Below are 24587 nucleotides of genomic sequence, written 5' to 3' on the forward strand. Positions count from 1 at the left end.
TTTTTCAAAAAATAGCAACAATTTTTTGTAAAAAAAGTAGATTTTTTTCATACTTTTATACTAGCACTGATCGAGTGATTTTGACAAAATAAAAAAGCATCTGTTATTCAGATACTTCTTCGCTTTCGACAGATTTTATAACTCTCTTTATGCCAAGTTTCAACGGGATGAAATAATTAACCAACAAAGCGATGCCCATTCCGATAAAGCTATCCACTACCCTAGCAAATGCATAGCCATAAGAACGATTCGCTGGGATCATAAAAACGATCGTCAACAAGGTCGCACAGGCTCCAACCGTTCCTTCATGATAGCCAAATCTAGCTAACAAAGCGATCATCAGCATTATGATCACTGGAATACAAATCAGCTGCACAAGCTCTGTTCGACCTAACCAATTAAACACTGCAATCACAGCAACCGACATAACCGCTCCTAAAACATTCCCGATAATTCGATGCTTGCCATATTTCAGCGTATTCTCCATATCTTCTCTTAATGTGAAAACCGTTGTAATCGCAGCAACTACATAGGTTTCTCGTTTTAATAAAATACTAACTAAAATACAAAAAAAGACACTTAATCCTGTTTTAAACGTGCGCATACCAATTTTAAATTTCAACAAACTAATTCCTTTCAAACTTTATACTGACTCTATATCTTAACTTAAGCTCTTCCCTTCTATTTTAACTTATTTTTCTACTATTAAGAAGGCTACTTCAAGAAGAATTTTCTTAAGAAAAAAAGAGAATATGTTATGATAGTAATAATAATAGTAAAGTTGATTTTTCTAACATTTAACATACAAAAAAATCAACCTCAAGGAGGATATATGGAAAATTTTTCTGGATTCATGGTAAATAATATAGATGAAACGGTTACTACAACTATTGAAGACATAACACTAACTGAGCTTTCCGAAGGTGATGTTCTGATTAAAATTGCCTACTCCTCAGTAAACTATAAAGATTCATTGGCAGCGAAACAAAACGGCGGTGTTATCCGCAATTATCCAATGATTCCAGGAATCGATCTGAGCGGAACTGTTTTGACTTCTAAAGATGAGCGTTTTACAGAAGGACAGACCGTTTTAGTCACAGGATACGGCTTAGGCGTAACTCATACAGGCGGCTTTGCTGAAATTGCTCGCGTCCCTGGAGATTGGGTCGTACCATTACCTGACCAATTAAGCTTAAAAGAGGCTATGGTTTTTGGTACAGCAGGATTTACGGCCGCATTATCAATCCAAGCGCTTGAGCATCAAGGTCTAGCACAAAACAAAGAAGCTAAGATTTTAATCACTGGCGCATCTGGCGGTGTCGGCAGTTTAACGATTGCTATGTTAAAACAGCTAGGCTACAAAAATATTATTGGTTTAAGCCGAAAAAAATCGGCGATAGGCTCGCTAAAAAAAATTGGCACTACTGATGTTCTTTTACTTGATGAATTTATGCCGGAAAAAATCAAACCATTAGCCAAACAAACCATTGATTTTGCCATTGATACCGTTGGAGGCTCAGTTACCTCGGCACTCTTAGCCCAGCTTAGTTACGGTGGAAGTATTGCTATTTGCGGAAATGCAGCTGGAATCAAATTAGATACGACTGTCTTACCTTTTATTTTAAGAGGCACAAATCTACTAGGGATTGATTCAGTCAATGTTCCAATGAAACAGCGCATTGCTATCTGGCAACGATTAGCCACTGACTTGAATGTCAGCGCTCATGAACTAACAAACGAAATCACTTTACATGAACTTCCCGAAACTCTGAATCAGCTACAAGCTGGCTCTCATATTGGCCGAACGATTATTAAAATGAACTAAAGGAGCAAACCCATAAATGAATATTTTAATTACAGCAGGCGGAACATCTGAAAAAATCGATAACGTCCGTTCCATCACCAATCATTCCACAGGACGTTTAGGAAAACAAATTGGCGAAACCTTTTTAGCTCAAGGCCATCAAGTGACTTATGTGACTACGCCTCAAGCTGTTCGTCCTACAGCTGAGACAAACTTGAAACTAATCGTAATTGAAACAACAAAAGAATTAGAAGTCACTTTACTTAAAGAATTTAAACACCAAACATTTGATGCTATCATTCACAGCATGGCTGTCAGTGACTTTACAACTGAAACAACCTTGTCAGAAGACATTTTTATTGAAAAACTTGCGGCTAAATTAACAAAAGAAAACCATTTATCCGATGTAACTCAACTTACAGAAGCCCTTTACCAGAGCTTGGATGAAATCGGAAAAACAGCGCAACAAGCAAAAAAAATTCCTTCTGGAACAGATCGTCTCTTGCTTTTTTTGAAGAAAAACCCTAAAATAATTGCAATGCTGCGAGAACAACAACCTCAGGCAGTTCTTGTTGGTTTCAAATTACTAGTTGGTGTTTCTACGGAAGAATTAATTCGTGTCGGTCACTCGATTTTAGTTAAAAACCAATGCGATTTCGTTTTAGCCAACGACCTTGAAGACATTCATGACGACCAACATAAAGGAATATTAATCAACGCAAACGGAGACACACATTCAGCTCAGACAAAATCTGAGATCGCTCAACTAATTGTTAAGAGCGTGGAAGAAAAATGGAGGAACCAATAATGAAAACAATATTATTAGGTATTTCCGGCAGTATATCTGCTTATAAAGCGGCAGATATAACAAGCCAATTTACTAAATTAGGCTATAATGTCGAGGTTATCATGACTAACAACAGCACGAAATTTATCACACCATTAACGCTGCAGTCATTGTCGAAAAATCCAGTTCATACAGATGTCATGGAAGAAATAGCTCCTAATAAGATCAACCATATTGAGTTAGCAAAAAAAGCCGATCTGTTTTTAGTTGCTCCAGCTTCAGCTAATATTTTGGCCAAACTAGCTAATGGAATTGCGGATGATATGCTTTCAACAGTGGCTTTAGCCTTAAAAGAAGAAGTTCCAAAATTCATTGCTCCTGCGATGAATACGTATATGTATCAAAATCCGATCACTCAACGTAATCTAGCAACGTTAAAAGAAGTTGGGTATCAGGAAATCGATCCTCGTGAAGCCTTATTAGCTTGTGGCGATTATGGCCGAGGTGCGCTGGCAACAGTGGAAGAGATTGTTGAAATAATCAATGAATTTTTAGCGAAATAATTTTGAGGAGTCATTTATGAAAAATACAAAAACATTTACATTAACTGCTATGTTTTTAGCAATCCTGATTTTATTAGCAGCCGTTCCGTTCTTAGGCTTTATTCCAATTGGACCAATCAACGCAACGACGATGCATATTCCCGTAATCATTGCTTCCATTGTTTTAGGACCAAGAATCGGCGCTTTTTTAGGCGGTGTTTTCGGCATCATTAGTATGATCCGCAGCACCATTATCCTATCGCCATTATCCTTTGTTTTCTCGCCTTTTATTCCTGTAATTGGAACCGATCAAGGCAGTTGGAAAGCAATTATTGTTGCGATGGTTCCTAGAATCTTGATTGGGGTTGTTCCTTATTTTGTCTTTATGGGGTTAAAAAAGATAACAAAAAACAAGCCTACTTCTCAAACAGTCAATTTGTTTATCGCAGGTTTTCTAGGTTCTGCAACAAATACAATTCTCGTAATGAACTTGATTTACTTTCTATTTAAAGATTCCTATGCTCAAAGTATCGGAGCTAGCGGTGCAGCAATTTATACAGCAATTTTGACAGTTATTTTTACTAGTGGTGTAGTTGAAGCAATCGTCGCTGCAGTTGCTACAGTCGGAGTGACTTCCGTGTTGCTCCGTTTAGTGAAAAATAACGCCACACAAAAATTATAATATTAGTGGAGAGTGGGACATGACTCAAAGAGTTATATCCCACTCACACTTTTTTTATTTCGTGTTTAAAATCAACGGTGCTTCAACGTTCACAGCTTTAGCATTCTCAAGAGTATGTTGCCCTTCGTTCCATTTGATTTCATAATCATTTACTTTTCCGATTTCTTTTTTCATTTCCTTTATTCCCTGTGCATCTAGTTTCTTCTGACGCTTTGCCCATTCTTTTCCAATCGGCTTCATCCAAGATACATTCATCCTCGACAAATCAAACGTCCCTGAATCAGGCTGCCACACTGCGCCTTTCTCTACTTCTGCTAAACCTGCATCTAAATGCGCCAGCTGTGTTTCGAAATCCGCAAATATATTAGGCGAGCTAGCATGAAAATCGTACAATTTCTGTAATTTCTCTTCATTCTTTTGAATCGAGCTTTCTACGCCCCTATACCGTTGTTCAGTGCGTTTATTTGGTGCTTTCTCCTTGGCCATAGTTCTTTCTATATTTTGCAGTAAGACTTTTCCTTGGGCGATTTCAGCTTTTACTTGTTCTTCGATTACATCACAGGTATCCACGGACGATTGAAATTCTTCGGGAAATTTTCGATGGGCCTCAACCAAAGCTTCACCTGCTAGGATAAACCCACTTGCCAAAGCTGGATAAACAGTTGAGAAGTATCGTTTCGCTGAATCATAGGTCTTACCTGATAATGGCGCACTCATAAAAACGGTAACACTTTTTTCTAACATTTCACAAAAGTGCATATATTCATTGACCATTTGTTTGGCAGTGGCGCTTTGCTCTTTAACTTCTCCTATATAAAAATCAATACCCATAAAGCTCTTCCTCAGCTGTTTTCACGTCGGAAAATAACAGCTTTCTTTCCACATACAATTTATCTTCTTGTTTTTTTAACTGTACCTCTTCATTCACTAAACGTTCTGCGATATTTTCTAAGCGCTGACGCTCATATTGATGTAAACGATGAGCCTCTTCATCTAATTCTATAAAATGGCTCATATATTGAGAGCCTTGATTATTACCGATCAACTCTTGGTAATAGCGTTGTTCTTGTTGATGAATTGAAAAATAATCTGCTTCCAACTCTTCTAACTCTCGAATTTCATGGCATTTCTCTTCTTGCTTAAGATTTACTTGTGCTAATTGCTGATTTATTTTTGCTTCTAGTTCACCTATATTCATCAGCTCACGCCACCTCCAATGGCTGGAAAAACAAGCTGTGAATTAAAGTTCTTCTCTATTTTCTGATCGATCAGATTGAATTCTTTTGCCACCGAATGAATATAATTACCGTCACGAGCGACCACATTTGCGAGCCGCTGACCTCTGCTATGAAAACGAGCTAAGCTATTTTTTGCATTCGTATTTCCGTGAACAGTGGTTCGTTCAGCTTTGATAGTAGCTGCATTAATCGATGAAAAACCACTAGCGACTTTATTGAAGCGTGACGAGACGTCACTTGCCGCAATTAAACTACTGTTGACTTCTGACATTTATGAGCCTCCCCTACCTTATTCTTGATATTTTATATGCTCAAACTTCTTATCTCTATTTTTGCATATTTTTATGTCTTAAAGTTTCCAATTATTTCTTTATAGCACAAAAAAATTGCAAATCTAAGACTTGCAATCTGATTGATTTTTTTTAAATGCTAGAATTTATGCCTAAAAGCGTTCATTTCAGTATGATTTTACATAGGTTACTTTATTTGCCAGCTCACTTGCCGCAAATTGATTGACTTCAAAAAAGACTTTGATTATTTTTTCATTTTTTAGACGAATCACAATATGCTGTGACTTGCGAAATGAAATAAAGCTTGTACTAATGCCTGCTAGATTCCAATTGCTAGTGATCGTAAAATAGCGGATATCTTCGTACATCAGGACTTTCTTTCGTTTAAAATGAACTAGCTCCAAGCCGTTCTCATACAAATACAGCCCATCTTTTCTAAAGACAAATTGAAAAGCCGATAATACTGCAAAAAACGCGCCTCCGATCAATCCCATCTGCAGATCAAGTCGATCGACATCGGTAAAAATAATTAGTCCGAAACACAGTATTACTGGTAATAAAAAGAACACACCCAACATAATTCCTCTGCGATACGCATCAGAATATAACCTTCCCAACTCCATTTATTTTCTCCTTTTTTCTTTATTTGTACCTCTTTTATCGTATCATTTTTTTGTGGGCAGGAACAGAATAAATTTATTGATTGATTCTGGCTATTTTGACACTTAAAAAAAGTACTGGGTACATAACATATAATGTTACATCCCCAGTACATGAAATTTGAATAATCGTTGAGTGGTAACGTACTTCGCTTTGACGTTTCCTTCTCTCTTGAAGTTGAAAATTTCAATTCTATAAAGTTACCTTTATTTATTGACTATTTTTTCTTTTTTGCTCCAGATTTACTAATAATGTCGCAGCAATCATAGCTATCCCCATAAACATGATAGCATTCGATACTGCTTCTCCTGCTTTTGGAAAATCTGGTTTTCCAGGAATGTCTCCTTCAGGAACCACAGGTACTTCAGGCTTGTCGGGTGGATTGGTATGATCATCGACTTTTGCTTTGTTGATAATCGTTCTTCCTGCGATTGCTTCTTGATTGATTTTGACTTTAAAGATGATAGACCGTGTTTTTGTATCACTGATTTTTGGGTATTCTGCAGTGACTTTTCCGTCTTTTACAGTGATGTTCGTTGGTTTAGGTTCGTCCCCTTCACTTCTTATACTGTTTTCCACATAAGTTACGCCTTTTGGTAGGTTGTCGGTCACAGTGACTTGGTTTAATACTCCATTTTCTACTGTATTGTGGAAACTGATGCGGTATTCGATTTCTTCACCAATTTTCACTGTTTTTTTATTAACTGTTTTGCTGCTTTCTAGTTTTCCTGCTGGCTCTTTTGGAATAACTGGTACTTCAGGTTCGTCGGGTGGCGTTGTGTGATCGTCGATTTTCGCTTTGTTGATGATCGTTTCCCCGGCAATTGCCTCTTTATTGACTTTGGTTTTAAAGACAATAGATCGGATTTTTGTATCACTGATTTTTTCGTACTCAGCGGTTATTTTGCCATCTTTTACAGTTAAATTCGTTGGTTTGGGATCGTCCCCTTCACTGATCAAGGTACCTTCCACATAGGTCAAGCCTTTTGGTAGGTTATCGGTCACGGTGACTTGATTCAATACACCATTTTGAATTTTATTACGGAAACTGATGCGGTATTCAATCTCTTCGCCGATTTTTGGTGCTTGATTATTCACTGACTTTGTACTTTCCAATTCGCCTGGCGTAATGACTGGAACGATTGGGACTTCTGGTTCGTCGGGCGGATTCGTATGGTCATCGATTTTCGCTTTATTGAGAATAGTCTCTTTGGCTTTTGCCGACTCGTTGACTTTGACTTTAAACACAACCGAACGCGTTTTTGTGTCATGGATCACTCCATATTCTGCCGTCATTTTGCCATTTTCCATAAATAAATTGGTTGGCTGCGGGTCATCCCCTTCACTGATCAAACTACCTTTGACATACGTTAGCCCTTTTGGCAGCACATCGGTCACAGTAACTCGATTTAGTATGCCATTCGCAATTTTATTACGAAATGTGATACGGTACTCGATTTCATCGCCGATTTTTGGTGCCTGATTGTTCACCGATTTTGTGACTTCTAATTGCCCTGGCGTTTCGACTGGCGTCACAGGTACCTCAGGTTCATCGGGCGGATTTGTGTGATCGTCGATTTTCGCTTTATTGACAATAGGTTGTCCAACTTTAGCTTCTTCGTTGACTTTGACTTTAAACACGATGGAACGAGTTTTTGTATCGCTTATTTTTCCGTATTCTGCGTTGATTTTTCCATCTGTCACCGTTAAGTTTGTCGGTTTTGGATCGTCTCCTTCGCTGGTTAAACTACCTTCTACATATGTTAAGCCCTTTGGCAGATCGTCAGTGATTGTGACTTGGTTTAAGACACCATTGGTTACTTTATTTCGGAATGTGATTCGATACTCGATTTCGTCACCGATTTTTGGTGACTGGTTATTGACTGATTTCGTGCTTTCTAATTCACCCGGTGTTTCTACAGGTGTCACTGGAACTTCGGGTTCATCAGGCGGATTCGTGTGATCATCGATTTTCGCTTTATTGACGATAGTTTCTCCGACTTTAGCTTCTTCATTGACTTTGACTTTGAATACGATAGAACGCGTTTTTGTATCGCTGATTTTTCCGTATTCTGCGTTGATTTTGCCATCTATCACCGTTAAGTTTGTCGGTTTTGGATCGTCTCCTTCACTGGTTAAACTGCCTTCTACATACGTTAAGCCCTTTGGCAGATCGTCAGTGATTGTGACTTGGTTTAAGACACCATTAGTTACTTTATTTCGGAAGGTGATTCGATACTCGATTTCGTCGCCGATTTTTGGTGCTTGGTTATCAACTGATTTTGTACTTTCTAATTCTCCTGGTGTTTCCGCTGGTGTCACTGGAACTTCGGGTTCATCAGGCGGATTCGTACGATCATCGATTTTCGCTTTATTGACGATAGTTTCTCCGACTTTGGCTTCTTCATTGACTTTGACTTTGAACACGATAGAACGCGTTTTTGTATCGTTGATTTTTCCGTACTCTGCAGCGATTTTACCATCTGTCACCGTTAAGCTTGTCGGCTGTGGATCGTCTCCCTCACTAGACAAACTTCCTTCGACATAGGTTAACCCTTTTGGCAGGGCATCCGTTACCGTCACTTGGTTTAGAACGCCGTTAGTTACTTTGTTTCGAAATGTGATACGGTATTCGATTTCGTCGCCAATTTTTGGTCCTTGGTTATTGACTGATTTCGTACTTTCTAATTCACCCGGTGTTTCTACAGGTGTCACTGGGACTTCGGGTTCATCAGGCGGATTCGTGTGATCGTCTATTTTTGCTTTATTGACAATGGTTTCTCCGACTTTAGCTTCTTCGTTGACTTTGACTTTGAATACAATAGAACGCGTTTTTGTGTCGCTGATTTTTCCGTATTCAGCGCTTATTTTCCCATCTGTCACCGTTAGGCTTGTCGGCTGTGGATCGTCTCCTTCACTAGACAAACTTCCTTCGACATAGGTCAACCCTTTTGGCAAGGCATCCGTTACCGTCACTTGATTTAGGATTCCATTAGTCACTTTGTTTCGGAAAGTGATTCGATACTCGATTTCGTCACCGATTTTTGGTGCTTGATCATTCACCGATTTCGTGACTTCTAATTGTCCTGGTGTTTCAACTGGCACAACGGGAATTTCTGGCTCATCTGGTGGATTTACATGATCATCGATCGTGATTTTATTGACGATTTTTTGTCCAACGACCGCTTCTTCATTGACTTTGACTTTAAAGACGACCGTTCGGATTTTGGTATCTTGAATTCTTGGATATTCAGCAATGACCTTACCATTTGTCATCGTTAGACTTGTTGGTTGCGGGTCATCCCCTTCACTTGTTAGGCTTCCTTCCACATAGGTCATGCCTTTTGGTAAATTATCAGTTACAGTGACTTGATTCAAGACACCATTTGTAATTTTATTACGGAAAGATAAACGGTACTCCACTTCCTCTCCGATTTTTGGCGACTGATTATTGACTGTTTTTGTACTTTCTAGTTCACCTGGTGTTTCTACAGGTGTGATTGGGACTTCTGGTTCATCAGGCGGGTTGGTATGATCATCGATTATCGCTTTATTGACGATTGGCTGTCCGATTTTCGCTTCTTCATTGACCTTTACTTTGAATACAACGGATCGAACGGTCGTATCATCGATTGTTGGATATTCGGCAGTCATTTTGCCATTTTCCATGAGTAAGCTCGTTGGTTTTGGCTCAGCACCTTCACTGGTCAAACTACCTTCGACATACGTCAATCCTGCTGGTAAGGTATCGGTCACCGTCACTTGATCAATTACACCATTGATTACTTTGTTACGGAAACTAATACGATATTCGATTTCATCCCCAATTTTTGGTACTTGATGATTGACCGATTTCGTTACTTCTAATTGTCCTGGTGTTATAACTGGTGTCACCGGGACTTCGGGTTCATCGGGCGGATTTGTATGATCATCTATTTTCGCTTGATTAATGATTGGTTGACCAGCAACTGCTTCTGTATTTACCGTTACTTTGAAAACGATGGTTCTTATTTTTGTATCTGTAATTTTTGGGTATTCGGCGACTAATTGTCCATTTTCCATTGTTAAGCTTGTCGGCTGCGGATCATCGCCTTCACTGGTTAAGCTGCCTTCGACATACGTCAGTCCTTTCGGCAAGGTATCCGTCACAGTCACTTGATTTAAAACACCATTTTGGATTTTATTGCGGAAACTAATCCGATATTCAATTTCATCTCCGATTTGTGGTGACTGGTGATTCACTGATTTGGTACTTTCAAGTTCGCCTGGCGTTTCAACAGGTGTGATTGGGACTTCAGGCTCATCGGGTGGATTCGTATGATCGTCGATTTTGGCTTTATTGACAATTGCTTCACCAACTTTTGCTTCTTCATTGACTTTGACTTTAAAGACGATGGAACGTATTTTTGTATCATTGATCGTTCCATACTCCGCAGTCATTTTACCATTTTCCATGTTTAAGCTTGTTGGTTTAGGATCATCTCCTTCACTTGCCAAGCTCCCCTCTACATAGGTGACCCCTTTCGGTAAAGTATCTGTAATCGTCACTTGTTTTAAGACACCGTTTGTTATTTTGTTACGGAAGGTGATGCGGTATTCAACTTCGTCCCCGATTTTCGGTGATTGATCATTGACTGATTTCGTAACATCTAATTGCCCTGGTGTTTCTACTGGCGTGATTGGTATTTCAGGTTCATCGGGCGGGTTCGTATGATCATCAATGGTAATTTTATTCACGATTTTTTGACCCACGATTGCTTCTTCATTGACTTTGACTTTAAACACAACTGTTCGGATTTTCGTATCTTGGATTTTCGGATATTCTGCGATCACTTTTCCATCCGTCATGGTCAAACTCGTTGGTTTGGGCTCATCCCCTTCGGTCGTCAAGCTTCCTTCGACATAGGTTAACCCTTTTGGTAAATTATCAGTCACTGTTACTTGCTTCAATATACCGTTCGTGATTTTATTACGGAAAGAGAGTCGATATTCAACGATATCACCGATTTTTGGCGACTGGTTATTGACTGATTTTGTGCTTTCTAATTCACCTGGTGTTTCTACAGGCGTGACTGGGACTTCGGGTTCATCAGGCGGATTTGTGTGATCATCGATCGTCGCTTTATTGACGATGGTTTCGCCGATTTTGGCTTCTTCGTTGACTTTGACTTTGAAAATAATTGATCGAATTTTTGTGTCGCTGATCTTTGGGTATTCCGCCGTTATTTTCCCGCCTGTCGCAGTTAAACTTGTCGGCTGCGGATCATCGCCTTCACTGGTTAAGCTGCCTTCTACGTATGTTAAACCTTTCGGTAGTTGGTCGGTCACAGTCACTTGAGTTAACACACCGTTTTGGATTTTATTGCGAAAATTGATGCGGTATTCGATTTCGTCACCAATTTTTGGTGATTGATGATTGACCGATTTTGTACTTTCTAATTCGCCAGGTGTTTCCACTGGTGTGATGGGTACTTCGGGTTCATCAGGCGGATTCGTATGGTCATCGATCGTCGCTTTATTGACGATTGGCTGTCCCGCTACAGCTTCTTCATTGACACGAACTTTAAAGGAAATTGTGCGCGTTTCGGTATCTGCGATTTTAGGATATTCCGCTTTTACCTGTCCATTCACAACAGTTAAGCTTGTGGGTTTCGGGTCTTTTCCGCTACTTGTAATACTGTTTTCGATATAGGTTAGGCCTTTTGGTAAATTATCGGTCACTGTTACTTGGTTCAAAACACCGTTTGGTATTGTGTTTTTAAATTGAATCGTATAGGTTAATTCATCCCCGATTTTTGGTGATTGATTGTTGACTGTTTTTGTACTTTCAAGTTGTCCTGCACGTTCTTCTTGCGCAATTTTTACTTCTACAACATTGGATTGATTATTGATGATCGTATTTGTTGCAGTATCTTGTCCTTGGATCGTTGCACTATTTGGAATTAGTTGATCCGCAACGGCCGTATTATTGATTTTTGCTTGAAATTGATAGACAGTTTCTGCGGTTGTTCCTTTGTAGCTACCGCCTTGAGTCCCGTTGGCTCCTTCACCAACACGGAATGTCATCGTACGGTTAGCGGTCGTATATTCTCCTTGGTCATCTCCAACTGTGTCAGTTTTAGCTCCTGCATTTGGTCCGCTGACAATGGATAATGATCCTGGAACATAATCTAGGCGGCTATCTAGCACATCTTTCGATACGGTGTTCACCGCTTCTGAGTTTGCTTTGGTATTCTTTAAATGAACGCGATATGTTACAGTGTCTCCAACCTTATATGTCTCTTTGGGATTCATGATTTCTTTGGAGATTTCTAATTCAGGTGTTTCAGCGTTGATAGAAAATCCAATCGCATTGGTTGAATAGTCATCCCCTGAACTCGTTGTTCTAAAAGAAATTTGCTGCTGTCCATTGGTAATGATTCCTTCTGGTAAGGACAAACGATCGACATCAATATCTAAAAAGTTTGGATAGCCTGGCTTAAATTGTCCGGGATATTTATCGACCATATGTTGGTCATTATCTGAAACCGTTCCGTTCATGGCATTTCCAGCAGGATTGATCGTATTACTGATATTGACCCAAGTACCTGCTTTATTTTTGATTTGGGCATTGTCACCAGTAAAATATTTATCTCCTTGAACAGTAAACCAAGTGATGATAGGTTCTAGTTTTCCTTGTTTGGACGTTATAAAGTCTTTCATGGCAAACTCATTGTTCGTGCCTGCTTTATTTCCTCTAGCGCCGTAATAGACGTTAAACGCACGAGACTTTTTGGCTTGGTCTTTTGTTACCACAAATAAACTCCAACCACTGAAGTTATAGTATTGATTTTTTTTATTTAAAGCCTTGGTCATCGGGATATCTGCTAAAGTATATCCACCAGTCCCACTCTTATCTCCTTGAATAATAGCTGTAACATCAGCAAAATTAGAAAAACCTGTATTGTTATAACCAAAATATTGACCTGGATCATTATCATTTTGATCAATCCGGTGATAACGTTGCGGCGCCACTCGGGTAGAGGTTCCATTTGGTGTCGTAAACTTAACAGGCGCACTGATTTCTTCATCGCTTAGATTATCGTAAAAGCCTGGCCCTTTATAACGAGAAGCACTCCAAAATAATCCTGCCCACGCAATTTCAGAAGCGCCATCTAGATCTATATAGGCTCGACTTGAGTTATAGGTTGTCGGATCTCCATCCACATCAGCAAATTCTAGTGCAAAATTGTTGATGTTATAGCCGCTACCTGGTGTTTTAGCATTTAAAAAGGTTTTCGCTGCTGCTGTGGTCTCATCTAAAATTTTTAAATTGGTATTTCCTGTTGAAAAAAGTTCTCCTTTATGGATACTTTTATAGATTGGTTGGTCAAAACCTCGACCTGGCGTTGGCGCAATTCTTGGTCCAATTGCTTGAACAGTTGGTGTTTCTTGGTTCGTTTCCTCTGTTGCTGCTTTTTTTTCTTCGGGTGCAGCAGTTGTTGACTCTTCTGATTGGGATTCTGCTACTTCTGTGTCAGCTTCTTTTTCTTGTAAAGATGTACTGCTCGCTTCTTGTTCGATTTTCGGCAGTGTTAGGGTGATATCCCCGACTTTTTCATCTGCCTGATTTATTTCAACAGCAAACTGATGAATTGATTCGTCTGTTTGCTCGGCACTGATTGTCAGATGTTTCGTGGTGTGAGGTTGGATCGTGGTGATGATTAGTTCGGTCCCCTCATCTTGGTTTTCTTTTTGGTCAAACTGGATCGTTTGATTGTCGGGCGCCACCAGTTGGTCTTCGCTTTTTAAGGTTGCTGCGTCGAATTTTACTGGTGAGTCCTTTGGATTCTTTTGTTTTAGGACGACGTGCTCGATTGGTTGATCGCTTTTGTTGGTTACTTCGTAGTTTACGTCAACTAATTTATTGTTGGTTTCATTTTTCTTGGTGTCTGCTTTGATGTATAAGGATTCTGAGTCGAAGATGTTCTCCTCTGGTTTGGTCAGTCCTTCTGCAAACACACTGGCGGCGGGTAACAAGTTGGCAATCACCAACATCAAAACGGCTAAATAGTTCAGGGAAATTTTGTACACTTTATTCATTTATATCTTACCTCCTATCTTTTTACTATAGTACGGCTAAATAAATAATTCAAAGATATCGGGTTGGAATATTAGTTTTTTCTCATAGGTGGAGTTCGGGCTTTTTTGGGTGGTTATAGGTGTATAGTTTTAGGTATAAGTTTAGGTATTATCGCTTTAATATAAAAACCTCTACACAGAGAGATTTTTACTTTTATTATTTTTTTAAGATATACCTATACCTAAAACGAGTGTTTTAGAGCTAAAGCTAGTTAGGATAGAAAAATATTTTTGGGCAACTCTTATGGACAATTTAATATCTTGTTAATGTAGCGTTTTACAATCGATCACATGAATATACTTCAATGAGTTTTCCCTCTAATCAACTCTTTTTGAAATTTAGAATTGCTAACTATTTCAAAAATGTTGAAAATAGTTTATTATTTAGATAGATATAATTTCAGTAAAAATAAATGAACCACATTATTTTAGATACGGAGAATTACATACATGGAGATTAAAAACAGTACCTTTGCTAAAAGGATAGCTTCTAAATTAATAGATTCTAGCCTTATCGGAAATGTATTCCTTGCAAAAACAAAAATGATTATTAAATTAAGTTTGATAATCCTAACTTTTCTTTCCTGCATTCTAATTATTAAAGAAACTTTTACTTCTGGTAAAATCCCTTCTATTACCACATTGGTTATTTCTTTAATTATATATTCAGTAGCTATTATGCTACTAATAAAATTAACACCAATTTATGCTAAAACTGTCCAAAAAAGAAGAATAGAATCCTATATACGGAAGTGCCTATCTACACCTCATAGCAGACTGATCATATCTTCATCTAAATTTGATTTATTTACTTCAGTTTCAACAGATAACCAACTTTTTTCCGACATCAAATATGCCAACAGAGTTTCTCAAATTGAAAACGTCGTTATTGAATTACATAAGCCATCCTATACTAAAGGTGGAACTCTTCTTGTGATCACTATATTTGATTTAACTGATACAGAACAACAACTATGCCTAGAAAGAACCTTAACCTATATAAAACAAAAAGAAATTGCTTTTGACTATCAACAATAATATAAAAATCAGAGTGAAGAATTATTAAAGTTTCTTACTCTGATTTTTTATTATTATTTTAGCTAACTAAAAGCATTGAAAATAGCGCTATCAATGTTCCGATACCAGCCATAGCCCCTGAAAAAATTAATGCAAGTGCTATCACTGCCATAGCTAAGACAGAAAGTGTAGTAATAAACTCCCAATTTACTTCCTTCAAGTGATTATCATCAAAAAAGAATTTTTTTATTTCGATTTTGAAAGTAAATGAAAATGAAACTTTACCTGCTCCTTGTTCAAATTCATGATCAATAACATTTACAGTAATTGCATATGATATTTTTCCAGAAGAAGTTGCTCCCACAGAAACAGACACATCGCCATTTTTAATTTTTGCGGAGATAGATTCCGCACCATCATTCAAGTTTTGTGTATAACTAGCATCAAAATTTTTAATGATTTCTTGAGTAAACTTAGCATCAATTTTTCCGTTTGTTATGTTGAAAACCTGATCTCCTTGTTTAGGTGATAAACCAATTGTTGGTTTGAATGTTACTTTAGCAACACCTAAATCCGCAACTGTTATTTCTTTTCCGAATACTACTGATCCACTGTTTAATAAGTTAGTCAAAGAAGGCAGGTTGAATTCCTTTAGCACTTCTTTCATTTGATTCATTTCAGGTTGAATATAGCTAACGCCTGAATTTTTTCCTGAAACGGCTACTTTGTCGATGTAAATATGACCTAAACCAGATCCTACACCATATAGCGGCTCAGAAAATTGGTCAAATGCCCATTCCCTCGGTTGTGGGTATCCTAGGTTTGCTGAAAAGCCTGAAGACATGTTTGAAACATAACAATTTGAACTTGCTAGGCCTTTATCTGAAAGAATTTTACAAACATTTCTAGGACCATATACCCCAACTCTATACGTATAAAAATAATCCCATTTTGCACCAAAATTTTTTAATGCCTCATTAATTCCTTCGAAATAAGGAATAATATACTCTTCTATTTGATCTAATGTCGTATCAACATCTACTGCAAAATAGATAATAGTATCTGCAGGAATTCCTAATTTAAATGCTCGATCAAAACCTGCATTTCCATCACTTTGTCCTATTGAATAGGAATAATCAGAAAGCTCAGCATTATTATCTTGATAAATTGGAACTATATTAATCCCATTGTTTAATAAAAGTCTTGCTTCGGGAACTGTTAAATTTTTTGGTTTTCTATTAATGCCACTTCCTGCTGTTCCGGTTAAGTATCGTCCGGCATAATGCATTCCATATGATTTTACGGTATTTACCATTTCTTGGGTTAGCCTAGTTGAAGCATCAAAGCCCTCTGCTGAGCGATTAGTATCTCCTGTTGTAGAAAGTAGTGCCTTAATAACAGGCATGTCGGCTACACCATTGATTGGATTAATTCTCATAAAACTTTTGTACTTATTTACTGCTGTGGTAATCGCAGGACTCCATATCCCATTAATTTCTCCGTCATATTCTTCATTTACAATTAAAGCTGCTTGCAATAAAGTAATATTTCTAATAGTCCCTTGAGTTGAAGATAATGTTGGACATAACGCTGTCGTTCCTTCACCAAAATAACCATTAGCATGCTCAGTATCCATACCCATTTCTGCTTGAAGTCCGTAAATTAAAGCTTTATTTGTATCCCTTTGATAAATACCGTCACATGGTAAAATACCTGTATACGGATGATATAAACGATTTAAATATTGTTGAACTTCTCTAACTTTTTCACTTCCACCAAAGACTTTTTTAAAAGCACTCATGTCAAAAAGTGCTTTTGCCCACATTGCTGCTAGAGCTCCTGTTGGCTCATGAAATCCGGCTAAACTTTTAAATTGTTTGATTCCATAATCCGTACTTAGATCATATGTTTCACTAAATTTTAACGTACCTAAACCTTTACAAATTAATGCTCCATCAATAAGCTTAATAATATTATGTTTCGTTCCCTCTACTAACAAACCGGGAACCTTCTGATCCCACTTAGCTTGAGTTGTAGGACCAAAATTATCTGCTAGACTTGTAATTCCTAATTCCACTTGAACAGCACGAATCAACCCATAAATAGTCGGCCATCCTGTCTTTCCGTCTTCTGGAACAGAGCCCCAACCTGATTTCCCCTGATATGTTTCATTTAACCATTTTTGGACTTTTTTTACCCAAGGATCTGTTATTCCACGTGTTTCCATATTATTCACATCACTTTCTTTTTTATAAAATATTTCTATTACCCTTCTTGCGCAAGTTCCTTAACAATCAAAAGCTATTTGATTAAAATTATTATATACTTAATTAATACTTTTACCATTTCATTTTTCACTCAATTTTCTCCCATAAATAATGAAAAACAATTTTTTACTAAACTTCTATTAAGTTACTATTATCCACCTACAAGTAATACCCGCCACTATGAAAATGGAAATTACTAACCATAAAAGACTAACTTTCATCGTTTCTTGCTCTATTACAGAATTTATAAAAAAAGAAAAACTGTGTAAGTAACCTATCTATAATGGCTACTTACACAGTTTGTTTTATGATTCCAAAGTTTTTCTTTTCCAATATTTCTCTCATTATTCCTAATTAACAACAATCATATAAATACTATATATTTGCAATATTCATGTGTATATAATAAGAAGCTCCTGACGGCGTTGCAGGCATTCTAGTGTTATAAGTATACATTGTCAAATTTCCTGCCAAATACGATGATCGATTTGCTCCTATTAATGTTCCAAAGTACCCTTTTCCTAGTAACGTTGAAGTAGCTTGTGACGCTGTGCCTGCTAACGAAGAATCACCCGATGAGCTGTACCTTAAATATATCCCACCCGTCCCTGCTGCTGCTGAATACGTAGCAGGAAATGAGTACCAGGCAATAGCACCGTAAGTTCTATCAACAGATACCGTTAGTGAAGCTCCTCCTTTCAGCACAACGTGTCTATATTCTGGAATTACTCTTCTTGTTATTCTAGTCTTATTTTCTTTTGCTTCATTCTTCATAATCTCTTTTGCTTCTGCTACGGTAAGATTGTTAGGATCATTTTCACTATCGTATATAACTCCTTTAGAATCAATACTTTCATAAAATATTACTTCTCCGTTAGCAAATTCTCCATCTGGCAAACGGACAACATTATCCTTGTCTCCTAAGTGACCAAAAGGATTCTCTGATATTACCTTCTGCTCTTCCTTTGAGAGTTCTTTGAACTCTGCTGCCTCACTTTTTTGTGCAAAAGATAGCCCAAATGCCCCAAACAAAATAATTAATAACACTTTTTTCATAACACATCTCCTATAATTTATTTGTTAATGAATGTCTCTCATTAACAGCATAAAAAAACAAAAGTTTCTTTATTTGTTGTTATAAAATGTTGATAACTGCTCTAATTCATCCCAATGCGCAATAATTAAATTTTCAAATTCTTTTACAGAAATTCCATTAACATCTGTTTCTGCGTCTACTGATTCATATGTCGAAGCAGTTTCCGAATCATTCATATCTACCTCTCCTTGTAGATATGAACCATCATCCATCAAAACTACTTTTTTTAATGGATCAAACTTGCTAATAACTTCAATCATACTTTCTGGTGTTGCATTAACAAATAGGTTAGAAAGTTCTTCAGTTGACATGTCTTTAATAGACCTTGTAAAGATTTTTGTTGTTTCTTCACTTTGAATTGAATCAATTTTCGTATCGTCCGTTATTTTGTTAACATCCACAGATTCATTAGCATACGTTGCGGTATACACCCAAGTGACTAATAATAAAGCAGGTATTATACCAATTAATAATACTTTCTTCATAGTTCACAGCTCCATTCTAAATTATTTTTTTAATTCAGAGTCAAATTCTCTTCTTGATAAAAGCTTCTTCTCTTATTTCTAAAGGTATTCAATGTTTACTGATCATTACAATTGTTCCAAAATTCAGATTATTTAAGCATTGAGGTATTTGACTATCTACAAGGCAACTTAAAATACCTCTTACCAAGTGTTTTATTCCTTTAGGTATATTTTATAGACATATTATAACATATTAGACTTTGGTTGTGCTATATAAAATACCATTATCAGAAATATTATTAATTTCTTCAGCTTTTAACCTTTCCTGTTAACGATCAATGTTTTATTCTTTAGTCGAAACTCTAACAGATCAGAGTTTTGCCATTTTTACCCCTCAATTTCAATTCTCTTAATTTGTACTTTAACTTCACATTAAAAAAGGCTTTAAATCAAAATTCGAAAAAATAAATTATAAGTATACCCTGTTTTAACATTATTTTTTCTGTACGAGTGCTATATTATATAGTAGAAAGGGGAAGATATCATGCAAGCTAAATGGGTACTAGAACTTCTATCAATTCAGTTAGTTACTCCTACTATCTGAAATTTGGGACATAGAAGAACAAAAACTAAGATATTCTCTTAGTTTTTTGTCCATTCTTAAAACCGTCATTTTTATATTGTATCAGGCCCACTGAATTGGTTGTATTTTTAAAGAATCAATATTGTAGTAGATCCAACATCAGCCTTTATTAAAATTTGTATCACGTCTAATAAATCTGATTCTTTTTCTAAAAATTAATATTGCTAAATATTCTTTATATTGTTCAAACATTTCCGCTCTTTTTTCTGTTTCTAACGTAGCTAGTCGTAATAACAACGCGAATGACTTTACTTTCCCTTGATCAACTAGTTCAGAGCTTTTTTTTATGATCTCCTTCTGTAGACTAAAAGGAGAGTTGCTTATCATCAAATCACATGATTTTGGTGGTTAGGTTGTAAAGAAATCATTTCACACATCATCAAATAAATGTGTAGCTTTGTACTTTAGCTTCATTTCTTCAGCCTGTAATTTGAATTGCTATCATAGTTGTTAAACGCAACAAAATATTTTAAAAAGAATATATATTGATTAGTTGGTATATATTTTCCAATACCCATCTTGGGGTTGCTACGTGATCCTTATTGATTCCTTTGTTCTGTTCATATGTTTCTAACATTTTCAAGTCCCTCCTTTCTTGTCCTAGAAATGGTGAATATTGGTTAAAGATGAGAAAGTTTTTTTGTTATTTTATCTTATATATAAGGGAGCTATTTTGGGTGTTATTTAATGGGTGGAAATGCCGAATTTCGTTGCGGTGGGTGGTGTCTTTCGGTATAATAAATTGTGTAGGATAGAAATTAGGATCGAGATTGGGATAAACGGTGGTACAAAAACAGCTCCTTCGGAAATAAGCTGAAATTCACAAAAAATTGAAGAACATTTTTCGTGAATTCCTTCTTATTTCTCGGAGCTAGACGTTTTCTCCCCAACCTCTGTTCAAAAAAGATAAATAAAAATTGGCACTTCAATCGTTCGGCGGCAACCTTACGATCGAAGCCTTGTTAAGACAGTACTAGCTGTCCAAACAAGTTGCCAATAGCGCTAGCAACATGTACTAGCTTCTTTATTGTACCTAAAATAGGTTGGGATTTCTAGGGAATCTTTTCTTTTTTCGGTGATGATTGGTTGTTGTGTATATGAGATTAGACTATTGTCGACGGTATTGGGCATCTGCTCAATGCCGTTTTTTTCTATCCTATGACTACTTTTGAAGGGAGGAATAATTTAAGAATCGATGAAAAACTGGATAAAACAAAAAGGCACTTCATCATTTGGCGGCAACCAAACGATGAAGCCTTGCATAGACATCTACTAGCTATCTATACAAGTTGCCAATTTGCTAGCACCGAAGCACTAGCTTCTTTATTGTACCTAATTTTCTTTTGAAATTCTAGTTGATTTTGGGAATTTCTTGGGATTGAGGGTTGTTTAGGAGTGACCTGTGGATTTGGTTTAGTTGATTGATAACGGTATTGACAGGTTCGGTATCGTTTTTTTGTTTTACTCTGAGAGAAGGCGTTATGAATACCACGAGGCTTTTAAAGTCATTTGTAGCGCTGGTTTATGGTTTGCCTTGTCAATGCGCATATAGAACAAGAATCGCTGAAGCACAAAATTCAGCGGAAAACTGGCGGGAAAAGTTGGGATAGAATATGAGATTTACCAGCTTTTCTCTGCTTAATTTAAAGGAGATTGGGAGAATGGAAAAACAACAACAGAATTTAAAGGCAGTTACTTATCAGGATATTATTGAGTTACGTGATTTTATGGAGAAGATGGCTTCTTGGCAGGAGCCTTTGGCGATTTTGGATCATTTTTTTCAGTTTCGGTCTGGGCCGATTAATAAGAAACGGATTGTGAAGGAGTATTATGCTCGGGCGCAGATGTTTCATGCTTTTTATGAGGATTATAATCGGTTGATTGAGTTGGGGGATGAATTGGTGATGGAGCTGGTTAGGGCTGAGAAGGTTGGGAGTATATTTGAAAATAAAACTATTTTGGATTGACTTTTCGTATGTTATAAAAAGGATGGAAAATGTTCCATCCTTTTTATAAGGCACAACTATTTTGTAAAAAATCAAACAGATCATTGCTAAAAATAGTTTGGAATCATAATAATGATTTTAAATATTCACCATGAAATTTTACTAATTTCGGTGGAATAGCATTTCCAATCATTTGTGCCAAAATACCTTTAGACAAACTTGTATCAAATTTATATTTTTTTGGAAAAGTTTGTAATAATGCAGCTTCTCTTAATGTTATACTGCGATTTTCTTCTGGATGTAGAAATCTTCCTTTTGATGGGGATAAACAGCCACCAGTTATTGTTGGTGATAGCCGATCCCACCCCATTCTTCCATAAACATCTGTAAATCCAACTCCATCCTTTTTATGGCAATCAAGCCAATATTCGACAGGTAGATCTTTTCTACTTCCACCATTTTTAGGTATTAATTTTATCATTTCAAGAATCCTATCAGAATGTCTAGAATAGACTTTATGAGCTTCATCTTTTGTTATCTCTACTTTTTCTAAGTCATAAAGATAATCTCTAACGGTGGTTTCAACTGCATCACTAAATAACGGAATCTCTACTTTAAAACTTTTTGACCCCATCATAACTAACCTTTTTCGTCTTTGAGGTACACCAAACTTATGGACTTCAACTATTTGATAATCAATTTTATATCCCATTTTTTTTAAGTTTTCTACGACAAAAAGGAAGTTTTCATAGTTTTTTACTTGAGGAACATTCTCCATCATTATAAATTCAGGCTGAATCAACTTTATTACTCTGTAAAACTCTAAAATTAGTTCATTCCTTTCATCCATATATCCTACCTTTTCGTTGTTTCTATTTAATTGTGTAAATCCTTGACATGGAGGGCACCCCGCTACAAAATTCACTTTGTCCCTTAGTTCTAAGAAAAAGTTATCTTCAATTGTGGATATATCTTCATTTATCATATGAACTTCCGGATGATTTACCGTATAAATCTGAGCCATCTTTTTTTCTATCTCAACAGCATAAGCCACATCAATGCTAGCTTCTTTAAGACCTTCAGTTAAGCCACCACATCCTGAAAATAAGTCTATTGATTTTAACACAGTTTACTCACCTCTTTATGTTTTAGTTTGCTTAATTATCTTAGTTAGTACATTTTCTAAAAAGTCATAATTTTTATCTTTCTTTTGGATCCAATTTCTTGTTAAATCTAATATAAAAGATTCATATGTGCCATCAGTTAATTTCATAAACTCTTTGCTTGCAATTTGGGCATAGATATTTTTTTTATCGTTTTCTTCCAAATCTATTTCAAAATTAAGTTTATTTATTTTTTCAAGTAAATATTCACTATCCCAAATTATATCTTCAGGTATTTCTTCTGGGAAGAAATTTACGTAATTTAAATAGTAATTAATATACTTTATATAGGACTCTATTTTTTTAACGTTACTAGAATTAGAATCGAAAGAAAAAGGGAGTTTTCCACACTTAATTTTATCTAATTGACCTTTAACAAAATTAATATCCTTACTCTGTTTACTAGTATAATCTTCAGGTGAAATCATTTCAACATAAGTATCTCCATCTAAAATAAAAAATTCTTGTTTATTGTCGCATTGACTATTACTCAAAATTCTTCCTTTTTTCAGATCCTCTACTCCACCACCTAAAAATTGAACACAATATGCTTCAGATAATTTTTTTTCACTAAGAAAAGCTTCTAAAACAATTTTGGCACAGTTGTCTTCTACATAAATTGTATATCTATCTATATTAACTCCCAAATCTTTAAAAGCTAATTTTTTTTCAAAACATTTTTGTATTTCAACTTTTTTAATTAGAGTATTATAAGTTACTATATTTATAGCCTCACTAGGCAAATATTCAACAATCTGTGGTGAATGAGTACACATGATAATTTGAACATTTTTTCTTTTAATGATTTCTAATAAAAATTGAAGCAGATTATATTGCGCACCTGGATGAAGAGAAACTTCAGCTTCATCAATAAGAATTAAACCACCCTGATTATCTTTTAATTTTAATAATTCATGAACAAGAGTCACTGCAGAAAATTCTCCGCTTCCAGCATGTGCTTCAGAATATTTTAAATCTTCTTTTTTCAAAATAACTGAGTAGCCCCACTCCTGATATAATTTATGGTAGATTATTTTCCCCTCGCTATACCGATATCCTAATATAAAAGATATCCATTTCAATTCTTCCTTATTCAAACTAATAGGCTTTTCATTTTGTTTAATTTTACCAGAGTATTTTATCTTATCTTGATTAATTGCACTACTCAATTGCGGCGACTTGTTTCTTATAAAATCTTGCTTTTTAGAACTACGCAAGCCTTTTGTAGAACCAAAATAAAAAAATTTGTCATACGCACTTAGTATTCCTCTGAAATCTAGATAAGTTACGTCTGTTTTTAGCAGAGCTCCTCTTCCTTTCTTAGTATCCATTCGATATTTTGAAACTGGTTTAGCTGTTTCCCAATAGTCAAGATTTGCTTTTTTAGTTTTTGTTCCGGGTCTAGGAGCTCTTTGAATAAGAACTTGAACTTCCTCTTGATTTTCATTTCTATACTCATAAACAAAACAATGTCTTTTTCCATTCTCACCCGTTTCTTCGATAGGATCCATACTGCTTGAAAACCAGTATGTATTTATGTTATAGCCATCAGGAGCACCATAAAGTGCATGCAAAAGTGAGCTTTTCCCAGTACCGTTCTTTCCAACAAAAACTGTAAGAGGAAACGGAAAAGTAATCTCACTAAATTCAGCAAAATTTTTATAATACGGAAAATAGATTTTATCTATATATTTTTTAAAGTCGCCTCTATTTTTCTTCTTTTGTATTGTACTTACTAGTTCTTTTATTTGTTTCATTGATTTCCTCCGACTGATTTAATTAATCAATTATAATAAATTCTAAATGTAGCCAAACCTTATTATACCAGTATTAATTCTGAGTCTCAAAGTTATCTAATGGGTAAAGG

The 24587-nt window shown here is 36.2% G+C and carries 17 protein-coding genes; 6 read left to right on the forward strand and 11 right to left on the reverse strand.

From position 1 onward, the window contains the following. Positions 1-103 precede the first annotated feature (103 nt). Positions 104-622, reverse strand: a complete 519-nt coding sequence (locus JZO69_RS00705; RefSeq protein WP_242586445.1) for an FUSC family protein — start codon at positions 620-622, stop codon at positions 104-106. Between the two features lie 210 nt (positions 623-832). Here JZO69_RS00705 and JZO69_RS00710 point away from each other — a divergent pair, with 210 nt between their 5' ends. The 4 genes from JZO69_RS00710 to JZO69_RS00725 are packed head-to-tail and all read left to right on the forward strand — an operon-like array spanning position 833 to position 3815. Continuing rightward, entirely contained in the window at positions 833-1825 is a 993-nt protein-coding gene (locus tag JZO69_RS00710; protein WP_207110993.1) for an acrylyl-CoA reductase family protein, read from the forward strand. Between the two features lie 16 nt (positions 1826-1841). After that, the gene (coaB, locus tag JZO69_RS00715; RefSeq protein ID WP_207110994.1) at positions 1842-2612 is read left to right on the forward strand and encodes a phosphopantothenate--cysteine ligase; all 771 of its coding nucleotides are present in this window, start codon (positions 1842-1844) and stop codon (positions 2610-2612) included. Further along, positions 2612-3154 (forward strand): phosphopantothenoylcysteine decarboxylase, encoded by a 543-nt coding sequence (gene coaC / locus JZO69_RS00720; protein WP_207110995.1) that lies wholly within the window; start codon positions 2612-2614, stop codon positions 3152-3154. Before coaB ends, coaC begins: the two co-directional genes overlap by 1 nt. Positions 3155-3170: 16 nt before the next feature. After that, positions 3171-3815, forward strand: coding sequence for an ECF transporter S component (locus JZO69_RS00725; RefSeq protein WP_207110996.1), 645 nt, complete (start codon positions 3171-3173; stop codon positions 3813-3815). A 54-nt stretch (positions 3816-3869) separates the two neighbouring features. Here JZO69_RS00725 and JZO69_RS00730 read toward each other — a convergent pair whose 3' ends face one another. From JZO69_RS00730 to JZO69_RS00750, 5 genes are all read right to left on the reverse strand, one after another. Beyond that, positions 3870-4646 (reverse strand): T7SS effector LXG polymorphic toxin, encoded by a 777-nt coding sequence (locus JZO69_RS00730; RefSeq protein WP_207110997.1) that lies wholly within the window; start codon positions 4644-4646, stop codon positions 3870-3872. Continuing rightward, on the reverse strand, positions 4636-5013 hold the full coding sequence (locus JZO69_RS00735; protein WP_207110998.1) for a DUF3958 family protein: 378 nt from the start codon (positions 5011-5013) through the stop codon (positions 4636-4638). Before JZO69_RS00735 ends, JZO69_RS00730 begins: the two co-directional genes overlap by 11 nt. Next, complete coding sequence (locus JZO69_RS00740; RefSeq protein ID WP_207110999.1) at positions 5013-5324, reverse strand: TIGR04197 family type VII secretion effector; 312 nt, start codon at positions 5322-5324, stop codon at positions 5013-5015. The genes JZO69_RS00735 and JZO69_RS00740 overlap by 1 nt, the downstream gene beginning before the upstream one ends. Positions 5325-5510: 186 nt before the next feature. Continuing rightward, positions 5511-5966: a hypothetical protein gene (locus JZO69_RS00745; RefSeq protein WP_207111000.1), complete on the reverse strand. Its 456-nt coding sequence runs from the start codon at positions 5964-5966 to the stop codon at positions 5511-5513. Between the two features lie 247 nt (positions 5967-6213). Next, a complete protein-coding gene (locus JZO69_RS00750; protein ID WP_207111001.1) occupies positions 6214-14085 on the reverse strand; it encodes an isopeptide-forming domain-containing fimbrial protein in 7872 nt (2623 codons plus the stop codon). A gap of 489 nt (positions 14086-14574) precedes the next feature. Here JZO69_RS00750 and JZO69_RS00755 point away from each other — a divergent pair, with 489 nt between their 5' ends. Then, on the forward strand, positions 14575-15162 hold the full coding sequence (locus JZO69_RS00755) for a hypothetical protein (protein WP_207111002.1): 588 nt from the start codon (positions 14575-14577) through the stop codon (positions 15160-15162). Positions 15163-15220: 58 nt separating this feature from the next. Here the strand turns inward: JZO69_RS00755 and JZO69_RS00760 are convergent, their stop codons facing one another. The 3 genes from JZO69_RS00760 to JZO69_RS00770 all read right to left on the reverse strand — a co-directional run bounded on the left by JZO69_RS00760 (position 15221) and on the right by JZO69_RS00770 (position 18989). Then, a complete protein-coding gene (locus tag JZO69_RS00760) occupies positions 15221-17368 on the reverse strand; it encodes a glycoside hydrolase domain-containing protein (RefSeq protein WP_207111003.1) in 2148 nt (715 codons plus the stop codon). A gap of 415 nt (positions 17369-17783) precedes the next feature. Then, a complete protein-coding gene (locus tag JZO69_RS00765; RefSeq protein ID WP_207111004.1) occupies positions 17784-18464 on the reverse strand; it encodes a hypothetical protein in 681 nt (226 codons plus the stop codon). Between the two features lie 69 nt (positions 18465-18533). Next, positions 18534-18989 (reverse strand): hypothetical protein, encoded by a 456-nt coding sequence (locus JZO69_RS00770; RefSeq protein ID WP_207111005.1) that lies wholly within the window; start codon positions 18987-18989, stop codon positions 18534-18536. 2283 nt (positions 18990-21272) lie between these two features. Between JZO69_RS00770 and JZO69_RS00775 the strand changes: the two genes are divergently transcribed. After that, on the forward strand, positions 21273-21578 hold the full coding sequence (locus JZO69_RS00775; protein WP_207111006.1) for a hypothetical protein: 306 nt from the start codon (positions 21273-21275) through the stop codon (positions 21576-21578). Between the two features lie 103 nt (positions 21579-21681). Here JZO69_RS00775 and JZO69_RS00780 read toward each other — a convergent pair whose 3' ends face one another. Both JZO69_RS00780 and JZO69_RS00785 read right to left on the reverse strand, forming a co-directional pair. Continuing rightward, the gene (locus JZO69_RS00780; RefSeq protein ID WP_207111007.1) at positions 21682-22683 is read right to left on the reverse strand and encodes a DNA (cytosine-5-)-methyltransferase; all 1002 of its coding nucleotides are present in this window, start codon (positions 22681-22683) and stop codon (positions 21682-21684) included. Between the two features lie 15 nt (positions 22684-22698). After that, on the reverse strand, positions 22699-24477 hold the full coding sequence (locus JZO69_RS00785; protein ID WP_207111008.1) for an ATP-dependent nuclease: 1779 nt from the start codon (positions 24475-24477) through the stop codon (positions 22699-22701). Positions 24478-24587 lie beyond the last annotated feature (110 nt).

It is taken from the genome of Candidatus Enterococcus ikei (assembly GCF_017316105.1).
Taxonomy (GTDB): Bacteria; Bacillota; Bacilli; order Lactobacillales; family Enterococcaceae; genus Enterococcus_L; species Enterococcus_L ikei.